At 33.8% G+C, this 21,125-nt stretch carries 20 protein-coding genes; 8 read left to right on the top strand and 12 right to left on the bottom strand.

Annotated elements, in window-relative coordinates:
- The first annotated feature begins 49 nt into the window (after nucleotides 1-49).
- The 3 genes from aspS (at nucleotide 50) to K6119_RS12625 (ending at nucleotide 3,299) form a co-directional block, all read left to right on the top strand.
- Nucleotides 50-1,810: an aspartate--tRNA ligase gene (aspS, locus tag K6119_RS12635; RefSeq protein ID WP_221832231.1), complete on the top strand. Its 1,761-nt coding sequence runs from the start codon at nucleotides 50-52 to the stop codon at nucleotides 1,808-1,810.
- Between the two features lie 58 nt (nucleotides 1,811-1,868).
- Nucleotides 1,869-2,774 carry a T9SS type A sorting domain-containing protein gene (locus K6119_RS12630; protein WP_221832230.1) on the top strand — a complete coding sequence of 302 codons (906 nt, stop codon included), beginning with the start codon at nucleotides 1,869-1,871 and terminating at the stop codon, nucleotides 2,772-2,774.
- Nucleotides 2,775-2,855: 81 nt separating this feature from the next.
- Nucleotides 2,856-3,299, top strand: a complete 444-nt coding sequence (locus K6119_RS12625; RefSeq protein ID WP_221832229.1) for a hypothetical protein — start codon at nucleotides 2,856-2,858, stop codon at nucleotides 3,297-3,299.
- A gap of 19 nt (nucleotides 3,300-3,318) precedes the next feature.
- On the opposite strand, the gene K6119_RS12620 is transcribed toward K6119_RS12625, so the two are convergent.
- The 7 genes from K6119_RS12620 to K6119_RS12590 are packed head-to-tail and all read right to left on the bottom strand — an operon-like array spanning nucleotide 3,319 to nucleotide 7,617.
- Nucleotides 3,319-3,672 carry a hypothetical protein gene (locus K6119_RS12620; RefSeq protein WP_221832228.1) on the bottom strand — a complete coding sequence of 118 codons (354 nt, stop codon included), beginning with the start codon at nucleotides 3,670-3,672 and terminating at the stop codon, nucleotides 3,319-3,321.
- Between the two features lie 34 nt (nucleotides 3,673-3,706).
- On the bottom strand, nucleotides 3,707-4,525 hold the full coding sequence (locus K6119_RS12615; protein ID WP_221832227.1) for a hypothetical protein: 819 nt from the start codon (nucleotides 4,523-4,525) through the stop codon (nucleotides 3,707-3,709).
- Complete coding sequence (locus tag K6119_RS12610) at nucleotides 4,515-5,210, bottom strand: hypothetical protein (protein ID WP_221832226.1); 696 nt, start codon at nucleotides 5,208-5,210, stop codon at nucleotides 4,515-4,517. The genes K6119_RS12615 and K6119_RS12610 overlap by 11 nt, the downstream gene beginning before the upstream one ends.
- 39 nt (nucleotides 5,211-5,249) lie before the next feature.
- Nucleotides 5,250-6,026: a hypothetical protein gene (locus K6119_RS12605; RefSeq protein WP_221832223.1), complete on the bottom strand. Its 777-nt coding sequence runs from the start codon at nucleotides 6,024-6,026 to the stop codon at nucleotides 5,250-5,252.
- Nucleotides 6,027-6,028: 2 nt separating this feature from the next.
- Nucleotides 6,029-6,544, bottom strand: coding sequence for a hypothetical protein (locus K6119_RS12600; protein WP_221832221.1), 516 nt, complete (start codon nucleotides 6,542-6,544; stop codon nucleotides 6,029-6,031).
- Nucleotides 6,544-7,125, bottom strand: a complete 582-nt coding sequence (locus tag K6119_RS12595) for a hypothetical protein (protein ID WP_221832219.1) — start codon at nucleotides 7,123-7,125, stop codon at nucleotides 6,544-6,546. The genes K6119_RS12600 and K6119_RS12595 overlap by 1 nt, the downstream gene beginning before the upstream one ends.
- 36 nt (nucleotides 7,126-7,161) lie before the next feature.
- On the bottom strand, nucleotides 7,162-7,617 hold the full coding sequence (locus K6119_RS12590) for an Lrp/AsnC family transcriptional regulator (protein WP_221832217.1): 456 nt from the start codon (nucleotides 7,615-7,617) through the stop codon (nucleotides 7,162-7,164).
- A 150-nt stretch (nucleotides 7,618-7,767) separates the two neighbouring features.
- Here K6119_RS12590 and K6119_RS12585 point away from each other — a divergent pair, with 150 nt between their 5' ends.
- Both K6119_RS12585 and K6119_RS12580 read left to right on the top strand, forming a co-directional pair.
- A complete protein-coding gene (locus tag K6119_RS12585; RefSeq protein ID WP_221832215.1) occupies nucleotides 7,768-9,021 on the top strand; it encodes a cystathionine gamma-synthase family protein in 1,254 nt (417 codons plus the stop codon).
- Nucleotides 9,022-9,063: 42 nt separating this feature from the next.
- Entirely contained in the window at nucleotides 9,064-9,777 is a 714-nt protein-coding gene (locus K6119_RS12580; protein ID WP_221832212.1) for an SCO family protein, read from the top strand.
- Here the strand turns inward: K6119_RS12580 and K6119_RS12575 are convergent.
- The 3 genes from K6119_RS12575 to K6119_RS12565 are packed head-to-tail and all read right to left on the bottom strand — an operon-like array spanning nucleotide 9,769 to nucleotide 15,907.
- Nucleotides 9,769-10,521, bottom strand: coding sequence for a response regulator (locus tag K6119_RS12575; RefSeq protein WP_221832210.1), 753 nt, complete (start codon nucleotides 10,519-10,521; stop codon nucleotides 9,769-9,771). The two genes, K6119_RS12580 and K6119_RS12575, sit on opposite strands and share 9 nt — an antisense overlap.
- Before the next feature lie 2 nt (nucleotides 10,522-10,523).
- The gene (locus tag K6119_RS12570; RefSeq protein ID WP_221832209.1) at nucleotides 10,524-14,423 is read right to left on the bottom strand and encodes a PAS domain S-box protein; all 3,900 of its coding nucleotides are present in this window, start codon (nucleotides 14,421-14,423) and stop codon (nucleotides 10,524-10,526) included.
- On the bottom strand, nucleotides 14,420-15,907 hold the full coding sequence (locus tag K6119_RS12565; protein ID WP_221832207.1) for a toxin-antitoxin system YwqK family antitoxin: 1,488 nt from the start codon (nucleotides 15,905-15,907) through the stop codon (nucleotides 14,420-14,422). Before K6119_RS12565 ends, K6119_RS12570 begins: the two co-directional genes overlap by 4 nt.
- Before the next feature lie 536 nt (nucleotides 15,908-16,443).
- Here K6119_RS12565 and rpiB point away from each other — a divergent pair.
- The gene (gene rpiB / locus K6119_RS12560; RefSeq protein WP_221832205.1) at nucleotides 16,444-16,878 is read left to right on the top strand and encodes a ribose 5-phosphate isomerase B; all 435 of its coding nucleotides are present in this window, start codon (nucleotides 16,444-16,446) and stop codon (nucleotides 16,876-16,878) included.
- 4 nt (nucleotides 16,879-16,882) lie between these two features.
- Here the strand turns inward: rpiB and K6119_RS12555 are convergent, their stop codons facing one another.
- A complete protein-coding gene (locus K6119_RS12555) occupies nucleotides 16,883-18,142 on the bottom strand; it encodes a TlpA family protein disulfide reductase (protein ID WP_221832202.1) in 1,260 nt (419 codons plus the stop codon).
- 63 nt (nucleotides 18,143-18,205) lie between these two features.
- On the opposite strand from K6119_RS12555, the gene K6119_RS12550 reads away from it, so the two are divergent.
- The gene (locus K6119_RS12550; protein WP_237828015.1) at nucleotides 18,206-18,811 is read left to right on the top strand and encodes an RNA polymerase sigma factor; all 606 of its coding nucleotides are present in this window, start codon (nucleotides 18,206-18,208) and stop codon (nucleotides 18,809-18,811) included.
- A complete protein-coding gene (locus K6119_RS12545) occupies nucleotides 18,795-19,901 on the top strand; it encodes a T9SS type B sorting domain-containing protein (protein WP_221832200.1) in 1,107 nt (368 codons plus the stop codon). Before K6119_RS12550 ends, K6119_RS12545 begins: the two co-directional genes overlap by 17 nt.
- 66 nt (nucleotides 19,902-19,967) lie before the next feature.
- Here K6119_RS12545 and K6119_RS12540 read toward each other — a convergent pair whose 3' ends face one another.
- Entirely contained in the window at nucleotides 19,968-21,110 is a 1,143-nt protein-coding gene (locus K6119_RS12540) for a CapA family protein (RefSeq protein ID WP_418889089.1), read from the bottom strand.
- Between the last annotated feature and the right edge of the window lie 15 nt (nucleotides 21,111-21,125).

Here is a 21,125-nt window from a genome sequence, read left to right as displayed (position 1 = left end):
TATTCCAATCAAACAACTTCATTAACTTTGCGATTCTAATTTTTAAACCATGTATAGAACGCATACTTGTGGAGAGCTTAATGCCTCAAATATAGGTCAAGAAGTAACTTTAGCAGGATGGGTACAAACCATTCGTGACAAAGGAAACTTAATCTGGGTAGACATCCGAGACAGATATGGCATTACTCAAGTTGTTGGAGAAGCAGAGAATGTTGCACCAGAATTGATGCAACAACTTAAATCTTTAGGTAGAGAGTATGTGATTCAAATTACTGGAATAGTAGCAGAAAGACAGTCAAAAAATCCTAATATCTCTACAGGAGAAATTGAAATTAAAGCTGAAAAGGTTACCGTGCTTAATGCAGCAAAAACTCCTCCTTTTACAATTGAAGATGAAACGGATGGTGGAGAAGAGTTGCGTATGAAATATCGCTACCTGGATTTGAGAAGAAATCCGGTAAAAGAAAAATTATTGTTGCGTCACAAAGCTTCAAACGAAACACATAAATATTTGGATTCGGTTGGATTTGTAGAAGTGGAAACACCTTATTTGATTAAATCTACACCTGAAGGAGCACGTGACTTTGTTGTTCCAAGTAGAATGAATCCGGGAGAGTTTTATGCCTTGCCTCAATCTCCACAAACCTTTAAACAATTGTTGATGGTGTCAGGATATGACAGATACTACCAAATTGTAAAGTGTTTTAGAGATGAGGATTTAAGAGCAGATCGTCAGCCGGAATTTACGCAGATTGACTGCGAAATGGCATTTGTTGATCAGGAAGATATCTTAAACACTTTTGAAGGATTGATTAAACATTTGTTTAAAACATGTAGGGGTGTTGAATTCAAGGAAGATTTTCCAAGAATGAGTTATGCAGAGGCTATGGAGCGTTACGGATCTGACAAACCGGATATTCGTTTTGGGATGGAGTTTGTGAATTTGAATGCTGTTGCCCAAGGTAAAGGATTTGGTGTTTTTGATAGCGCGGAATTAGTGGTAGCAATTAATGCTAAAGGAGCCGGAGAATACACTAGAAAACAACTAGATGCATTAGTTGATTGGGTAAAACGTCCTCAAATTGGAGCCAAAGGTTTGATTTATTGTAAATGCAATGAAGACGGAACTTACAAATCATCAGTAGATAAATTCTTTGACCAGGACGCTTTAGCAGAATGGGCAAATGCTTGTGGAGCTGAAAAGGGAGATTTACTATTGGTTTTATCTGGTGATGAACACACGGTAAGATCTCAAATGAACGAATTGCGTTTACACATGGGAACTGAACTTGGTTTGAGAAATCCTGATGAGTTTAAACCACTTTGGGTAACTGATTTTCCTTTATTAGAATGGGATGAAGACACACAAAGGTATCATGCAATGCACCATCCATTTACTTCACCTAAAAAAGAAGATATTGAGTTGTTATCAACAGAACCGGGCAAAGTTAGAGCTAACGCTTATGACTTGGCCATGAATGGTGTTGAGTTAGGTGGTGGTTCAATTAGAATTCACGACAAAGCACTACAAGCTCAAATGTTTAAGTTGCTTGGGTTTACAGATGAAGAGGCTCAAGAGCAATTTGGCTTTTTAATGAATGCATTTGAATTTGGTGCGCCTCCTCACGGTGGAATTGCTTTTGGTTTTGATAGATTAGTTGCGACTATGGGCGGTTCTGAATCTATCAGAGACTATATTGCTTTCCCTAAAAACAATGCCGGTAGAGATGTAATGATTGATTCGCCTTCAGTTTTAAAAACAGAACAGTTAGACGAGTTAAATATTGCTGTAAAAGCATCTGTGGAGTAATATTCACCAACCTTTTTTTTAATAACTTCGTGGTAAATAGTAACCCAAACTAATGCTTATGAAGTTTTTATTTTCATCTTTTTTGTTAATGAGTTTGTCTTGTTTCGGGCAACATTTCTTTCAACCCAACACAAGTTGGCATGAAAAATACGTGTGGCATGGAAATGCAGGACCTGGCCAAGGTTTTTGGTCATATAATGACTGGTATACAGATGTAGTAGGCGATACAATTGTTGGTACCGATACCTTTCAAGTTGTCCAATACGAACGTCATTTTGGTATGCCAGCAAATTATATTACAAATGAGACATGGTATATTCAAAGAGATTCAAATATTGTCTACTATTCTTCCGACTTAATTACAAAAAAAATGTTGTACGACTTTAATATGGAAGTTGGAGACTCTTTGATCAAAGAAGTAAAATTTTCATATGAAGGTAGTGGATATGACACTTTAATAGTTGTACAGGTTGACACCATCAACGTGAATGGTGTTGATAGAAAAAGAATACTTTTTAACGATTTTTCATTTTATGCTTCTCCCGGATTCCCAAACATGTACGGAAAACCAATGGAATGGATAGAAGGTATAGGAGATACAATCTATGGAGTAATTCCATTTGATGCTACTGTAAATTACATAATAGATATTTCAGGTAATCAAAATGTACCTTGCTTTATTGAAAACGGAACAACCATTTTTGGAGACTGTGACCCATTGAGCGTAGCCTCTATTTCAACTTTTGATTGGAAAGTTTATCCAAATCCGGTTAATGAGTTATTAACCGTTGAATCTCCTTTTTCTGGCGAGTTTAAATTATTTGATGCAGAAGGAAGACTAGTTGGCGAATGGATAGTAAGTGCAAAAGATCAAATTAATATCAGCCATTTAAATACTGGGGTATATATTGGTTTATTGCAAGCAAATGGCGTCTCTTCTCGTCAACGGATAATTATTCAATAAATTCTTACAACTCTTAATCTATAAGTTTTAAGAGTTGGCACGTTTTTGGTTAGAGCTGTGTGAACCTATTAAATTCACACAATGAAAAATTTACTTTTTTTACCTCTGCTTTTTAGCTTATTTCTTTTAGGGTCTTGTAAAAAAGATGATTCAGCCGTTAAGATGATTGACGGTCATTGGGACATAGATAAAATGGTCGCTTATATTGATGGTGACACTTTAGATTTAATACAAGGCGGCATTGATGGTAACATGACATTTTACAAGTGTAAATTCAAAAATGGCCGTTATTGTTCAGCAACAAAAGACCTTGTGCAAAATGAAGAACATACAACAGTTTTTCATGATTTTAAAGTAAGTGATGAAGACACACATATTTGGAATCTTTACACAGAAGATGATGAGGGCAACAAAATTTTTAACGGCTACTGGGAAATAGAAGAGGTGGAAGCCAGATATTTAAAAGTTACCGAATACTTTGATGACTTTAAAATGGAAATGGAGTTTAGTAAAGTTAGTTTTTAAGTTGACCTATTCAATTGGCTTATTTGAGCCCTAAAATAATCAAGCCAACTCCGATCAGAATTAATATCGGTCCAATGATAATTCCAAGGTTCTCAAAAAACTGATCCTTGGCATAATCTACTATAAAAAAGACTCCAATTAGAATTGCTACTAAACCAAATGCAATAAGACCTAAAGAAACACCTTCATATTTAGTTTTGTGCTTTATTGGACGAAATGGAGAAATTCTATCTTTTAAGCTTTTCTCTTTATAGTCAATTCGTGATATTTTTCTGATTGAATGTTTAGGATAACTTATGTCATTCGCTTTTGCATGAAAGCAGAATGAAAAAAGGAACAGCATTAATGGGAAATAATATCTATTTAACAACATTGTTTTGGGTTTGTAATACAAGATAAGATTTTTCTTACAGCTGTATATGAAAATGATCATCATGCCTAGTTGCATGACATCCTTGATATCTAATTTTAGCATGGCTTAAGCCCATTCTAATTTTCAAGTGAGGCTCAATAAACACCTTACCTAATTTATCAGATTTTAGTAGCGCCTGCATCAATATTTTGGTGCCTTGGTTTGAGTATTTCAATTCACTATTGATATGACCAAAGGTCATGTATTTTGGAAAATCATATTGCCAAAACCCTTCTTTTTTACAGATATCATTTTGATCAATCTCATGTTCTGTAGCATCTTCATAAACTCCGTATCCACTGAAAGATTTTTGTTTGTTACTTAAGTTCCCATTTGGTGATTCATAAATAAGACTCAGATCTAATTTTTTACCATCATTATGACTCAAATGAGGAAGCAACGGAAAGCCATTCACAAATGGAAAGTTGGCGTCTAAATAGGAGATGTAGACATTTTCGTTTTTTAATTCGCTCTCCACCTCAGCCAAAAGTTCATTCATTTCAGGTCGAACATAATTGCGATTCAACAAGACTGTCATATAATTAGTGGGTCTTATCTTCTCGGTATGGTTTATCTTTTCTCTCCCAAACAAAGGAGCAATAAATGGAATTATTAAAAAGGTAAAAACCAGATAAAGTCCTATAAAAGCGATTGTGGGCTTTAATTTATTTTCCCATTTGATCTTTTTTCTTACCCATAATGACAGTAGATAAATTAATCCTCCAACTTGCGTTAATACTGTCAAAAAGAAAACCAAAAATACTTGCCACAAAATATGTAGCACTTTTAAAGCTATTTTTTGTTTACTTGACATCTTTTTTCTCAGAACTATATTGTAGCAAGGTATCGTTAATAAAAGTTATACTCATTCTACTAAAACTCCTTGGTCCATCAACATGACTGTTAAACAAGATAAATTCTTCCCTGCAATTTCCTTTCTCAGTGACTGACAAGTGACTGCTAAATTGATGGGCATTTAAAAAACTCAAGTAATCCTCAATCAAAAACTTACCTTCGTTTTTAAGGTCGTTGTATTGTTTAAAAGGACTAGTTCCTGAATAAACTGCACTTTTACGAATAAAGCCTGCGATATAATCATTGTCATACCAAGAAGGAGTTATTTTTTTAATCGGGTCGTAATAATATATAGTTACGAGTTTTTCATCTTCATGCCATATTTCCTGATAAATGTACCCCTTGTCAATCTCCTTAATTTCATATTCAGGTCTAACATCAAACGCTAAGTATTCCCAGCTTCCAAAATCTTCAGATGACAATTCAACAGCCAAACTATCCTTGTGAATTTTATAAATTCTATCTCCATTGATGGCGTCTCGAACAATGGTGTTTTTCTTTATCCTTTCCCCTTTGTATATTGAATTACTCAATTGAGTTCTTTCGCAAACAATTTGTGTCTCTGTTGTTGTATCTTCTGGAAACTCAATTACAGATGGCGTCTTATCAATACCTGAATCACATGAATGTATAAACAAACTCAAGACGGCAATTGCTACTATTTTACAACGGCCCTCCATTTATCACTCAATACTTCCTTCTGCACAACTCATGTCTAACCCATAAGTTTCTTCGTTAAAACGCGCTTGTAAAACCTTAAATCTGGAATCAGAAATCCATTCTATTCCTCTAGGTGACCAGGACGCAGTGTCCAATGACAATTTTCCCTTTTCATGCAAACCGTCTGACTCAATATCAAAAACAGTTAGATGATTTTCAGTGAATCCTGCCTCCATATCACTATTGATCATAATCAAATAGTTTTTGCTTGGAGATGCAAAAGGATGACCAACTGATTTTGTGATTCTTCCGTTTATTTTACTGATAATATAGGTTTCGTGATATTCATATCCATAAGCGTTTACTGCCCAATAATCAACCTGATCTAAATTGGCAACATAGCCATAAGAAAAAACCTGATCATAATCTGAATCATCTGTAAATTGAGTAGCCTTCAACACCAATTCTGAACCGTTGTACAATTTAAAGATCATGCTGTCTCCTATTACATAAACACTAGTGTCTTCTTCCATTAAATTCTTTCCATCATTCCAGGGACCTCCAAAATAATCTTTTCCGCACGCAGCATCTTCACTTGACTTAAGTGTAATCTTACCTGTTTTGAATTCATAAACCTCAGTACCATCATCATTCGTGGTTACTGTCAATGAAGTAGTGTCATCTAATTCCACGCTTTCATTTTCAGATGTAGATTGATCATTTGATTGTTCTGTTTCACTTCCGCATGCAGCAAGTAGCAAAAAAACTGCTGCAGATAAAGTCAATAATTTTCTTTCCATTTTCATAGGTTTTTAGATAATCTGTACCTCTTTATGAGCGTTCTGAATAGCAATGCTATCCCACCAATAAATCCAACCAGGTAAGAAGCTGCGTGTGCAAAGCCATCTGCCATAAATAAAATGTGCTTTGATGGTGTGATCCTTTCAACAAAATAAGGATTCAAGATAAGCGTTCCGTTTTTAGTTAAAAAATATCCAACTATCCAGGCGATAATTGCACAAACACCCATCACAATTAGCAACACAAACATTGATTTTCTCATTTGTTTTGCATTCAATTTTGGCCAATTTCCAATTCTAGCGGCAGGGGCTAGAATTATTCCTAACATTAAGCCTACCCACCAGGTTGCCAAAACTCCCCACAACAAAGCCATGGCAATTGGAGATTCAGATTCAATAATAACAGGATGGCCAATAGTAAAGTATTCAACACAAATATAGGCGGTGAACATGTCATGAACTATTCCATAACCAACAGCCAATAATACAGCACTAAATATGATTTTTATAAACTCCATTAATTAGCATTAATATCCTTAGCCAATTGAATAAATATCGGCATAAGTTCTGACACCTTATCATATTGCTTTTTGTTAGAAAGCTCATTTAATAAAGTTGTTTGAATCACCCCTTCTTTTGATTGTTGAATGACAAATCCTCCATGTTTTTGAGCAAAATGTTGAAGTTTTGTAAGGGTATCAGCCTTTAATCCTATTGTTGGAGAAGCTTCATGTTTAATTTCTTTGGGAGAAATCTGAAGTATTAATTTTTGCAAACGCACATTAACAGCTGCTTGAATCAATATAATTGGATAGTGATTTCGCGTTTGAGCACTGCTTCCATATCTTCCTTTGGTTCTACTTGCGCCAATGAAACAACGAACGCCATTTATGGTTCCATTGAGTTCGGGAAAATCTCTTTTAATTTTATTTCCCAAAGACTTGTATTCCAGTCCCAATTCTGACCCTAATTTTTTAAAATATCTGTTTTGCTTATTGTTGAGCCAATACAGATAAAAGAAAAATGGAATCATCACTACAAACACTATTGCAATGAGATAGAATACATTCAACGTCCAATATAAGATGTCACTGAGCATTCGTTCTGGGTTTTGGGGTTAAATATAACAAAGCTGTTATAAAGTAATTTTATTCCCCTCTTTTAACTCCTTCATCACAAATGAACTATTGACATTGCTAACACCTTCAATTTTTGCCAGTTTATTCACCAAAAAATCCCTGTAATCATCCATGTTGTTCTCCACTATTTTCAACATGTAATCATTTCTACCCGACACGTGATGACATTCCACTACTTCATCTAATTCCAGAATTTTTTTCTCAAACTGATCCAAATACTCCTTTTTATGATTAGCTACTGAGACTTCACAAAAAGCCATTAATGGTTTGTTGACAGCTCTTCTGTCAATACTTGCATGAATGCCTTTAATCACTCCTTTTTTTCGCAATTTTTTAATTCGTTCAAACACCGGTGTTACCGTCAAATTCAGTTCGGCAGCTAATTGCTTATGCGTTAAAGAGGCGTCATCTTGTAATAAATTGAGCAACTTTTTATCTATTTCATCTAACATAACAAGAAGATTTTTCCATCTATGGCTAATTTACAGCATTTATATAGAACAATATTCTACAGTTAAACCCAATTTTATTTTTATTTTCTATATATAACTAATATACTGGTATGAAGCATGTCATATCATTAGATTTGATAAAAAACTGTTATGGATTCAAATCACAAATTCTCGCCCGAAAGTTTAATGATGTCTTATGGTTATTCTCCGGAATGGTCAGAAGGCGCTATTAAATGTCCAATTTTCCAAACCTCAACCTTTGTCTTTAAGTCTGCAGAAGAAGGAAAAGCTTTTTTTGAAGTTGCTTATGGGTTAAGAGAAAAAGGAGAGGCTGAAGAGCTTGGTTTAATCTACAGTAGAATTAATAATCCAGATTTAGAGATATTAGAAAACAGGTTAACACTATGGGATGGCGCAGAAGACTGTGCTGTTTTTGAAAGTGGAATGTCGGCTATTTCAACTGTTTTTTTAGAGTTTTTACATCCGGGAGATGTGCTTTTGTTCAGTAATCCGGTATACGGGGGAACAGATCATTTTATCAAACATATTTTAGACAAGTACGGAATAGAAGTTATTGGTTTTTATCCTCATCAGGAAAAAGAGGAAATCATGGAAATGGTTAAACAAAGTGGTAAAGCAGATAAAATTGCCATGGTTTATGTGGAGACTCCGGCCAACCCCACCAATGATATTATTGATATTGAAATGTGTGTTGAATTGGCTAAAGAATATTCAACTGATGAACGCAAAACCTATGTAGCCGTTGACAACACCTACATGGGACCTTTATGGCAACATCCTTTAAAATTTGGTGCAGATTTAGTATTGTATTCAGCTACCAAATACATTGGAGGCCACAGTGATGTTATTGCAGGAGCTTGTTTAGGAAATAAGGAAGTAATTACCCGCATGAAAACAATGCGTACGTTTTTAGGAAACATGGCAGGACCTTGGACAGGCTGGTTATTGATGAGAAGTTTAGAAACTTTAAAAGTAAGAATGGATAAACAAGCTGAAAATGCCAAAGCTGTTGCTGATTTCCTAAGCTTACACCCTAAAATTGAAAAGGTATATTACCTGGGGTATTTAGAAGGTAAAAACAAAGAGATTTTTGATAGACAATGTGAAGGGGCAGGGGCTATGGTTTCTTTTGATGTTGTAGGTGGAGAAAAAGAAGCTTTTAAACTAATCAACAGACTTAAATTAATAAAACTGGCGGTGAGTTTAGGAAGTACTGAATCATTAATTCAACACCCCGGAACAATGACACACGCCGGTGTATCCGAAGAAGACAAAGAAAAATTGAACATTACTCCTTCATTGGTTAGATTGTCAGTAGGTGTTGAAAATCCTGTGGATTTAATTCACGACTTGGAGCAAGCTTTGTCTAAAATGGACGCTTAAAAAGGCAAATTATACCGACCTTTGCATTCAAATTATATTTGGATGAAACAACGTATTATTATTTTCACTCTGATCGTTTTAACGGGCATGACCATTGCGGTGGTAATGAACATGCAACATTATTCAGACGAGCCGGATTCTCCTGTTAACAGAAGTCAAAACAATCGTTTGAAAGTCATAAATCCTTCAGATGTAAATCCAAAATTGGTTGATCCCGAGATTCAGGATGTAACAAAAGATCACACTATTAGTGATTTTTCGTTCCAAAACCAGCTTGGTGATACCATTACAAAAGCCGACGTAGTCGGTAAAATTTTTGTGACTGATTTCTTTTTCACAACCTGTGCGGGAATTTGTCCTAAAATGACCACGCAATTAAAACGTGTTCAGGCAGAATTTAAAAACGACCCTAACTTTTTAATCTTAAGTCATACTGTAAACCCTTCTATTGACACCGTCGAAACAATGAGGGCTTATGCTGAGCGATTTGATGCCGATCCGGAAAAATGGTGGTTTTTAACAGGAAGTAAACATGATTTATACATCATGGCCAGAAAGTCTTATTTAGTAGTTCCTGATGAAGCAGACCCGGACTTTGATCATGGAGGTGAATCTGACTTTTTACACACAGAGAACTTTGCCTTAATTGATCCTGATGGACGCATCAGAGGAATGTACGACGGAACCAATCCCGAAGAGGTAGACGAATTAATCCGTGATGTTTACGATTTGAAAAAAGAGTATGAACTAGATTAAGTTCAGCTTTTTGATCAGCTCATCTTTGAATGATCCTCCAATAGGAATGACTTTTTTGTCATTTTCCAGGTGGAGGTTAGGATATTCAATAGACGCAATTTTATCCAACCTTACTATAAAAGATCTGTGAACACGGATAAAGTTATCCGGCTCCAGTTTAGACGCGATATCTTTCATTGTAGAATGAATAGTGTATCTGCTATCTAAGGTGTTGATAACAACGTAATCTTTTAAGGCCTCTACATAGTAGATGTCAGAGGTTTTTATTTTAACCAAACGGCTTTTAGATTTTACAAAAATAAATCCGTTTGAGTCTTTGTTTTCAATTAAGGAATAGAATAAATCACGTGCTTTAATAACCTCTTTTTCTTTAGAGAATTTATAAAGCGCCATTTCTATTGATGTGTGTAAATCAACTTCTTTAAAAGGTTTGATAATATATCCGTATGGCTCAGTTACCTTCGCTTTTTCTAAGGTTGATTCATCTGCATAAGCAGTCAAATATATAACTGGGATCTGCAATTCTTCTTTTACCTTTTGAGCTGTATCAATACCATTCATATCACCCTTTAACATGATGTCCATTAAGATGATATCTGGCTTTTCAGAAGAGGCTAATTCAAAAGCTTTTTCTCCTGTTGATGCGGCACCAACCACATTGTAGCCTAATTTTTTTAGACTGTGCTGAATATCTTTAGAAACAATGCTTTCGTCTTCAACGACGAGTACGTTGGTTTTAGGCATGATTAAATTGCTTGCTTTTCAAAGATAATTAAAATTTCCGTTCCCTTTTGAGTTTTCAGAAGCAGTTCTCCATCAAGTTGATCGATTAAGGTGTCTACCAAGCTCAATCCTAATGTATCTGTCTCTGAAATATCAAATTCCTCTGGCAAACCTACACCAAAATCTTGAACCCTCATATACACTTTGCCATCTTTTTCAAACACTTCAATGGTGATTTTTCCCGATTGACCCTCTGGATATGCGTATTTTAGGGCGTTTGTGATTAATTCATTGAGAATCAAGCCGCAAGGAATTGCCTGATCTAAGGCCAGGTCTACGTCCTCTATTTTAAGATCCAAATCTGTTTTATCACTATAAACTTCGTAGGTATGAACCAGGTTTTGAACCAGATTTGTGATGTAGTCTTTAAAATTAATAGATGAAAAATCTTTTGTTTGATAAAGACTTTCATGGATAAAAGACATTGATCGAATTCGGTTTTGTGATTCAATAATGATCTGTAATGTTTCTTCATCTTCAATATAAGATGACTGTAAATTAAGAATACTGTTTATCACCTGAAGGTTGTTTTTAACCCTGTGGTGTACTTCTTTTAACAGTACTTCTTTTTCTTTGATTGACTCTATTAGTTTCAGTTCATTTTCAATATCCGCAGTAACATTTCTAGAAATAATAATGGCCTCTTCATCATTGATTTTTGAATACCTGTTTTCGAAATATACTTTCTCAGATCCCTTATCCAAACTAATTGAAAAATTGTGCGTTACCGGCAAATCATTCTCAATCGTCTCTTTTAGATTTTTTTCAATCTCATCCGCTATCTGCTTATCCTTAAAAACATCTGCCACTTTTTTACCTACAATATCAGTTGATCTGGTCAATTGTTTAAAGGCCGCCTTATTCTCTTCACTGGTTGCTCTGTAATCAGTAAACACACCTTCTTTTGTCACTTTAAATAACAAATCTGGCATTGCCAATAAAATAGCGCGGTTATTTTCTTCACTTTCCAGAATTTTTCTTCTGTTGTGAATTTGCTCTGTTATGTCATGTGATATGAAAGATATTTCTTTCACCTCTTCATTTCCTATTTGAATAGGACTCATAAAAGATTCCATCCAAACATAACCTTGCTTCGCTTTAAATTTAGATACCAAGTTAGAAGGTGTACCATTTAATACACTGCTCAATCTATCTGATATTATTTCATAAGCATAATCCTCAATAGGGAAAATTTTCATGAAGTTTTGACCTATTTCTACATCAATATCAAGATAGTTTTTGACCATATTTTTAAAGTTCTGGTTATAGGAAACCAGGTTAAGGTCTTTATCAAGGGAGATGATAAATAAATTAGCCGCACTTTCAAACAAAGCCTTTAATCTAGAGGTAGATTCCAATAAAGAAAGTTGCGTTCTCTTATGCCTGTTAACTTCTTCTTGTAACTGAATATTGGCTTCTTCTGCCATTTCAGCTCTCAGTTTTTGAATATTATATTCCGTTTGAAGCGTGATATCTTGCAGTAAAAACAACACGGCTTTTTCGAAATTATAAATGGTGCTCACCACATTGATGCTAAAGCGCTTCAATTCATCTCCAGTTCCTAAATCTATTTCAGTGTAGGAATTAATATCATTTTCAGCTTCAGCAATTAAATCTCTTATCAGTACGTGTTTTTCTTTTGGGAAGATGTCAAAAAGATTTCTGCTTTTAGAATTCAGCATTTTGTAGTAAAGATCTTCACCTTTTGGATTGACATATACCAACTCGTTTTTACTAAATATCAAAATGCTAGATGGAGATCTATCTACAATATTTTTAAAACTCAACCTACTTTGGAGAATCTCTTTTTCATATTGTTTACGGTCAGATATATCTTTGATAACCATTTGTAGCACTTGCTCATCATCAATCTGAACATATGTGAAAGATATTTCAGCATAAAATGAAGCGCCATCCGGTTTTTTAAATTCCCATTCACGCTCTTCCTTTTTTACTTTTTTAAGTTCTTTAATTACATCTGCCAACTCTTCATCTACAGCAAATCCTTCAAATAGAAATTCATTTAATTGTTTGCCGATTATTTCATCCTCCAACATGCCAAACAAATCTGATCCCATTTGATTAGCATCTACTATATAATTCTCTTTATCTGCTATTACAATAAGTAAAATAGCATTGTTAGACTCTTCAAAAAGCAATCTGTATTTTTCCTCACTGTGTCTTAATGCTAGTGATGTTTCATGTAAATCCGTTACATCTATTACAGTACCAACAATAATATTTTCGTCTCCATTTTCATCCGGTAAAATAGATACGTTATTGTTGAGGATTAAGCTTCTTCCGTCTTTTCGTATTAGGTGAGATGTGTAATTGTTAAGCTCTTTTTTTTCTTTTAAAGACGCTATGTAGTCTAGTCTGTCTTGTTTTGATTGATACAGATCTTGAATCTTTTTATCCTTTAACTCTTCTACAGAATCATATCCTAATATTTTAGCAAATGCAGGATTACAATCCAAAATTTGACCATTCACATGAGTTTTGTAAACACCTGCTAAATTATTTTCAAAAATTTGGCGATATCTTTTTTCTGACTCAATGAGTTTTTGCTCAGCCAGCATTTCGTCAGTTACATCTCTCGTCATTCCAAAAATGGAAACACGATTTCCTTCTTCAAGCTTTTCTACAAACAACTTTTCTTCCATCCAACGCCACTCACCTTTCACATTCTTTCGGTACTTTCTTTCAGCCTTACCACCTGTTATAAATAGCGCCTCTATTTGTTTGTTCACTCTATCAACATCTTCAGGGTGAAAGTCTTTACTTAAGCGTTCAGCCTTTATTAAAGCAATGTATTCATCAATCGTACAACCGTAAACTTCTTTAACTCTAGATGAAACAAAATTCACGTGATGTTTAAATCGCTCAGAAACGTCATAGGTAACATTAAAAACGAAGTAATCAATGTTGTTCAATATTTGAGTTACATTGTCTTTGTGTTCAATAAGTTCTTTTTGAAAATCAAATTGATCTTTTAATGTTCTTACCGTTACGACAAATACCTCTTCATTGAAATATTTGGATAATCTAATAGACATTTCCAGAGGAATAAAATCTGCCGTTTTACTACAAGCACAACTTATCTGAAAAACTGAGGCCCCTGTTTCTAAAGCCTCTTTAAATCCACTATTAAGTGTCTTTTTTCCCGGCTCATTTTCAACTTTATAAACATCACCAAAGCTTAGATTGGTAAAATTTGTTAATCCATTCGCTTTAAGATTTTCCTCTGCAGTGATAGATAATTCAAGAATTTTATGATCCTTGTTAACAACATAAATCTGTTGTTGGGATGAATCAAAAATACTTTTGTAAGAATGCCTGGATGCCTTTAATTGCAAATTAATTTGATGTCTCCATACATTAAAAACACTAATTACAACAGCTGTAGAAACAATCAAAAACCCTAATTGAAGATCAATATTGTTTTTAGCTAACGATACACCTAAAAAAGCTGCAATAGATAAAATATAAAACCACAAAGTTACTTTAGGGTCTATTAAAGAAATTCCTATCAGTGAATAGCAAAGTAAAAGACTCAATTTTTCTTCTGAGGTTCCGGATAAATAGTACCAAACTAGATTTAGAATCATTACACCGGCTAAAAAGGTATAATGAGCGTACTTGAAATTACTTTTAAATAGTTGAAATTTTCCGAGAACAGCCAGTATAATCAACATGAACATTAAATAAATTAATATTGATTGATACATGCTACCCAATTCAATATACTCCAACTGTCCCAACAGTAAAAAACCGGCTACTATGGGAACAAGAATATAAGCCATTGTTTTATATACATTATCAATAGCTATTTCCTTAGTTGAATTATAGAATTTGTTGATCATTCTTCTGGTTCTGCTTCGTTTACCCTACAACCATTAATCTTTTTGATTTCACCATGTTTATAGTGAATGTACTCTATTTGTTCCCCTCTAGTATTAAATTCTCGCCAAACACCATGTTTTAATCCACCAGCATATTTACCATATGACTTTCTCAAACCGTTTTTATGGTAATAAACATGCTTTCCTTTTGGCTCACCCTGAACATATTCTCCTTCAAATGCCAACTTCCCATTTAAATAGTACGATTTCCATAAACCTTCTTTTTCACCTAATGAAAATGAACCTACTTCTTTATGATCACCTACATGATAAAACCAAGGTCCTTCTCTTTTTCCATTAAAATATTCACCTTTAGTTAATTCATTACCTAAAGAGTCATACTCAACCATACTTCCTTGCAACTCTCCTGTTCTATTAAAAAACTCCTCTTTTTTTATTCTTCCATTTTCATAATACCAAACCCATCTACCGCTCAATACATTTTCTTTAAAAGCCCCTTCTTGTTCTTTTTTGCCATTAGGATAATAGTAAACCCAAACCCCATCTTTGATACCATCTTTGTAAGGTCCTTTTGATTTTATGGTTCCGTCATTGTAGTAAGTTGTCCATTCTCCGTCAAAAATCCCTCCTGCTTTCACCATTCCGGAAGACAATAAAGTATCTTTTTGATATATATAACCCTGGATCAAATTACCTTCATCATCATACTCTCTGAATATTCCTGAACGCAGCCCTTTATTTAATCCACCCATTAACTTCACTTTTCCGTTAGGATGATATTCTTTATATAAATCAATAATAACTACACCTCCTGGATCAGAAGCTATTGAATCTCCAATCATTTTGTTGATATTGATAAGTTTTCCGTACTCATCATATTCTTTGAGGGTACCTTCTTTTTTCCCCGACTTGTAATTGGTTTCAGTAGCTATCGTTCCATTTTTATGATAAGTTCTCCACACACCTGTTTTTGAACCATCTTCATCTAATTGATTGAATTTTTCTTTATGCCTTAAATAACCATCTTTATATTCTTCTTCTTCAACAACATGACCTTCTTCATTGTAAACCACACTTAAACCTGATTTTTCACCATTAACATAATTAACCGTTTGCTTTAATTCTCCGGTATCAAAAAACCACTGTTCTTCTCCTTGTTTAATATCATCCACATAATAAGATTCTATTTCAACATTACCTAGAGAATCATATTTGACGGCGCAACCATTTTTTTTGTCATTTTCATAGTTGTAGGTCCATGTTAATAAACCGTTGGTATCATAAAATTTCCACAAGCTGTCCGAGCAACCCTCCTCTTTTTTTCCTATTGATTTTAATTGTCCGTTAGGATGATAACTTTTCCAAATTCCTTCAGGAAGTCCATTCTTAAAATATCCTTCACTTGCTTTTTGACCATCCTTGTAAAAAAAGACATTATATCCGTTCGGATCAACTTCATCTTCTTGAGCAAAAGAATTATTCACCCCTACTATAAATAATAAACAACAACATATTTTTTTTAGAAAAGGAAAGAAGTCTTTATTATTATTAGGGCTGTTCATTTGTTGATAAGTCTTGTTTTTTTCTACTTAGAAATTCATTAAGATGATTTTATTAATATTCTGCTAACAATTATTTATTGAGTTAACCTATTAGAATTGATACATATATAATGGTTATTAACAATTGTAAATTCCTGTTAGATGTGTATTACTTTTCATACTTTAATCGTAAATAACTGTCAAAAAGTCGTCCATAAATTGGCTTGTTTTAAACAGTGAAATACCAAATATAATTCTAGCTGAAATTATTTTTTATTTTTCCTAATTATTAGTCACTGATTTTATCATAATGATTGAACGATTTCTTAACAACTCTTTCCATGCCATTGTTGAAAAGTAATTTTGTTCAAAGTAGCGTGGTTACTAAAGTTAGGAAAAATAGAAGAAAGATGTTAATAATTATAAACAATTCACATTCGCAGCCAAAATCACTTTCCATAAATTTGTAAAAAAGCACAATGAAAAAAATAATTCCAATAGGTTGTGATCATGCTGGTTATTCTTTGAAAATAGCCATTATAGATCACCTTAAAAAAGCAGGTTACGAAATTAAAGACTTTGGAACAGATTCTGAAGAAAGTATTGATTATCCTGATTATGGACATCCGGTTGCAGAAATGGTTGAAAAGGATGAAGATTTAATAGGAATTGTAATCTGTGGAAGTGGTAATGGTATCAACATGACCGTTAACAAACACGCAGGAATTAGATCTGCTTTATGTTGGACAGTTGAGATTGCTGAACTAGCAAGACAACATAATAACGCCAACATCATAGCATTACCAGCAAGATTTATTTCAGTTGAAGATGGTATTGCAATGGTGGATGCTTTTTTAAACACAGAATTTGAAGGTGGAAGACACGCTAAAAGAGTAGCAAAAATACCTTGCTAATATTTTATTCTTTAATAAGGTGATCAATGTAGTCATCCATGCTACTTACAAATTGATCATAATATTTTCCTGTTCCTGGACCACTAAAACCTGTATGTATCTTTCTGATATTTCCTTTTTTGTCTATTACAATAAGAGTAGGAAAAGACATAATATCGTTTAACATAGGAAAAAGTTCAAGTGCACATGGTTTACATGCTCCACCTCCTACTAAAAATTCCCAAGGAAGTTCAAGGTTGCGTTGATATGATTTGACTTTTTCTAATTTTTGATCTAACTCTTTTTGTGTTTCAAAAGTTACCGCAATAATTTCCAGTTGATTTTCATACTTGGCGTAAAGATTTTTTAGATACATACTTTCATCTAAACAATTAGGACACCAGGTTCCCATGATTTGAATAAGTACAACCTTATCTTTTAAATCACTATTAGGGTAAGTATAATTTCCTCCTTTAGTTGAAGGTAAAGTAAAAGCAATGGGTTGTTCACTTGTTACCTGTGTTAATGAATCAGGATGACGTAATTCAAAATTCTCATTTTTAACAGCAAACCATTCTGTTTTATAGTGTTTACCTGAAAGAAATTCACCCCATAATGTATCTTCTTTCATTAAAGCTTTGAATAAAAAGGCATGAGATCCATCAAATGTTGAAAGGTATATACTGTCTTTAACTACAGCACCTTCTAAAAATCTATAATCTCCTGTTTCCGTTAAAAAGGTACCATTTATATGGCTTTGATAGTCTTCATCAATTTTCTTTTGAATACCATATTGGGCACCATTAAATAAACCTACTGCTTTTTCACTTTCCCCTTTATAATCAAAAGTAACTTCCCATTTTCCGTCTAAGTAAAAATTTCCTTCGTTTCTTGGAAACCTATCGGCAAAATTATGCTTGGACCAAAAAGGTAAAAAGTAGTTTCCTTTTTTAGCATGGTTGTACCAATTTCCACTTATGTGAGTTTTGCTGTGAGCTTTCATTCTTAATTCTGAAGCGAAAGCGGGAAATTGAACAAAGATTGAATCACCCTGAAAATCAATATCTTCCAATAAAATTTGCTCATTTCCGTTGATGATATACAGCTGATTTTTTTTGTTTTCTTTTTTAAATTCAAAGATGACAGGTAAAAAATCATGCTCAGAAAGTTGGAACTGAGTATACCATTTGCCGGTTTTAAGTTTAGGAGTCTTGGAAAACACTGGGTTTACAAGGAAAAATATGCTAAATATTAGCAATACATACTTGTTCAATATTCTTCTCAAAGGGTGCGTTTTTTCAGGGTTTTTAACGATAAGTAAAGATAATTAAATTAAAAATATTCAAGGGTGGTGCAACTTTTAAATAGTTACATTAGTCTTGTAATTGAAAGAGTAACTATGACGGATGAGCAGTTAGTGAAAGAATGTGTTTCCGGAAGTCAAAGTGCTCAGAAAAAGTTCTATGATTTATTTGCTAAAAAAATGATGGGTGTTTGCCTTCGTTACACCAACAATTATGAAGAGGCCCAGGATGTTTTACAAGATGGATTCATCAAAGTATTTAATAAACTTCCTGATTTTGAAAGTAAAGGTTCTCTTGAAGGTTGGGTAAGAAGAATAATGGTAAACACTGCATTAGATGCGTATAGAAAAGCGAAAAAATATCAAAAAGATGTTGATGTGGATTCGGTTGGATTTATGTTGGATTCAAAAGATTTTATTGTTGAATCAATCAATGCAGATGACCTGTTAAAAATCATCAGAGCGATTCCTGAGGGTTACCGAGTAGTGTTTAATATGTTCGCTATTGAAGGATATTCTCACAAGGAAATAGCTGAGCAGTTAGGCGTTACTGAAAGTACATCAAAGTCACAATATTCTCGCGCCAAGAAAATGTTGAGAAAGATATTGATAGAAAAGAATTTTGTAGAAGAAAGTGAAAGAGGACATTAACATAGAAGAATTGTTCAAACAAAAGTTTGAAAATTTTGAGGCAAACGTAGATCCTTCTGTTTGGGCAAATGTGTCTCAAAGTATAGGAAGGGGTGCTGCAGGTTCTGGAGCAGCTGCAGGAGGAATTTCTGCTTTTACTAAAGTGGCTATAATTGTTGGAGCAGCGGCTGTAACAACTTTTAGTGTTTGGTATTTTAATGATACCACAGAGTCAGATCAAATTGTTAATCAACCTAATATTACGGAGAAGATTGACAAAAATACAGTAGTTAATACTGAAGAAAATATTCAACCTACTATAGATAATAGTGCAGAACAATCAAATGTTGTTGAAGAAAATGATCAATTGAATGAAATAAATGTAGAATCAAATGATCATAATGAAAATACTGAAACTTCAATTTCTGTTGATATTAATGAAGGAAATGAAGGGTCTACAACCTTTGATTTTTCACAAGGAACCGGTCAGGGTGTAGGTGGAAATGGTGAAAACACTTTTGGAAATAATGAAGGTGATAAAGAGGTTAAAAATCCAAATGAGGAAAATGAGTCGGGTAAAATTGTGGAAACTGAAAAACCAAAAGTTACTTACAACCCAACATTTAAAGTAAATGGAAACACGGTTAGTTTTGATGCAAATGCAGAAAATCATTCAAGCGTTTCATGGAGATTGGGAGATGGATCAATCAAGGAAGGTGACCAATTAGAATATACATATAAAAAACCTGGTGTGTATACTGTTATGGTTGAGATTAAGGAAGATCAAGACAAGAAAGGAAATTTATATCCTTTAATTGTTGAAATCAAAGGAGTTTCTGAAATCAGTCAAATACCAAACGTAATTACACCTAATGGAGATAATGACAATGATTTCTTCTATATAGAAATGAAAGAAATAGAGGTTTTTAGCATTCAAATCTTTAACAAAGTTGGTAAAGTTATTTTCGAAACTAATGACCCTAACTTCAAATGGTATGGTGAATTGCCTGATGGTTCTAAAGAAGCAGGAAGATACTACTACAACATCAATGCTGTTGGAACTGATGGAAGTATCATACCAAGAACAGGAGAATTTAACGTAATTCTATAACAATTTAAACTAAAAGGATATACTTACTCTAATTTATCCAGGAGGCCCGTAAATTCGGGCCATTTTTTATGGCTGTATTTGCCATTTACCATCTACATATTTGTATTCCGGAACTGCAACATTTTCTGTTCCAAATAATTCACGAGAGTCTTTGATGAAAGCTTTCATTTTTTCATAACTCTCTGAATTATCAAAGAATTCAGCATTGTTTTCATACTGAGCCGCAGGTAATACATAATATTTCTTTTTATTGTCCTCTGTTGGTGTGTAAACCCAGGTTAAAATGTATCCGGCGTCTTTTAAAAATGTTTTATTTCCCTCTTTTTTGAAAGTCATTTTAAACATTGATCCACCATCTGTATATCTTTTTCTCTGATTTGAAACAAAGTTTCCTAATGAGTATACAATTAAAGATTCTTTCCCTTCTTCTGCCTCTTGTTTTTCCCAAACCATTGGTTCTAAAACATGAGGATGAGCACCAATTATAATGTCCGCTCCGTTTTCAAATAGGAACTTACCATTTGATTTTTGGTACTCATTTGGAAGCAGCTGATACTCTGATCCCCAATGCGTAAATACTATTATTTTATCTACGTTTTTAGATTTAGCAACTTCCAGGTCTTTTTTCATCTGCTCCTTATCAATCATATTAACAATAGTTGGAGCAGGAAAAGGAAGTCCGTTAGTTCCGTATGTATAATTTAAAAGTGCAATGCGCATACAATCATTTTCAATGATCAAAGGATAGTTTTTATCTCTTTCTGCCTGATCTTGAAAAGTTCCTGTATGAATAATGTTTAGTGAGTCTAATACTTGAATGGTTCTTTTAATACCATCTCCTCCTCTATCGCAACTATGATTATTAGCTGTAACCAATACATCTAAACCTGCATTTTGACATGCTTTGGCTAGTGCATCCGGTGAACTGAATTGAGGATACCCCTTAAATGGAGGTCCGGCCAAAGTTACTTCCAAGTTTCCAATGGCATAATCAGGTTCTGAAATGATATCTTTTACATATTTAAATACATCATCATAATTATATGATTTTGATTCGGCATCATATGCTGAAGTAATTTGAGGACCATGTCCCATGATGTCACCCAAAAACAACAAACTCAATTCCTGGTTTTTTGTACTATCAGTGTTTTGTGAAAAAACCAGAATTCCGGCAAGTAAGAAAATAGAGGTAAAAAATGCTTTCATAATATATAATGCTTTGGT

The sequence above is a fragment of the Paracrocinitomix mangrovi genome, from assembly GCF_019740355.2.
GTDB lineage: Bacteria > Bacteroidota > Bacteroidia > Flavobacteriales_D > Crocinitomicaceae > Paracrocinitomix > Paracrocinitomix mangrovi.
Note: the sequence above shows the minus strand (reverse complement) of the source record. Positions and strands in the feature narration are given on the sequence as shown.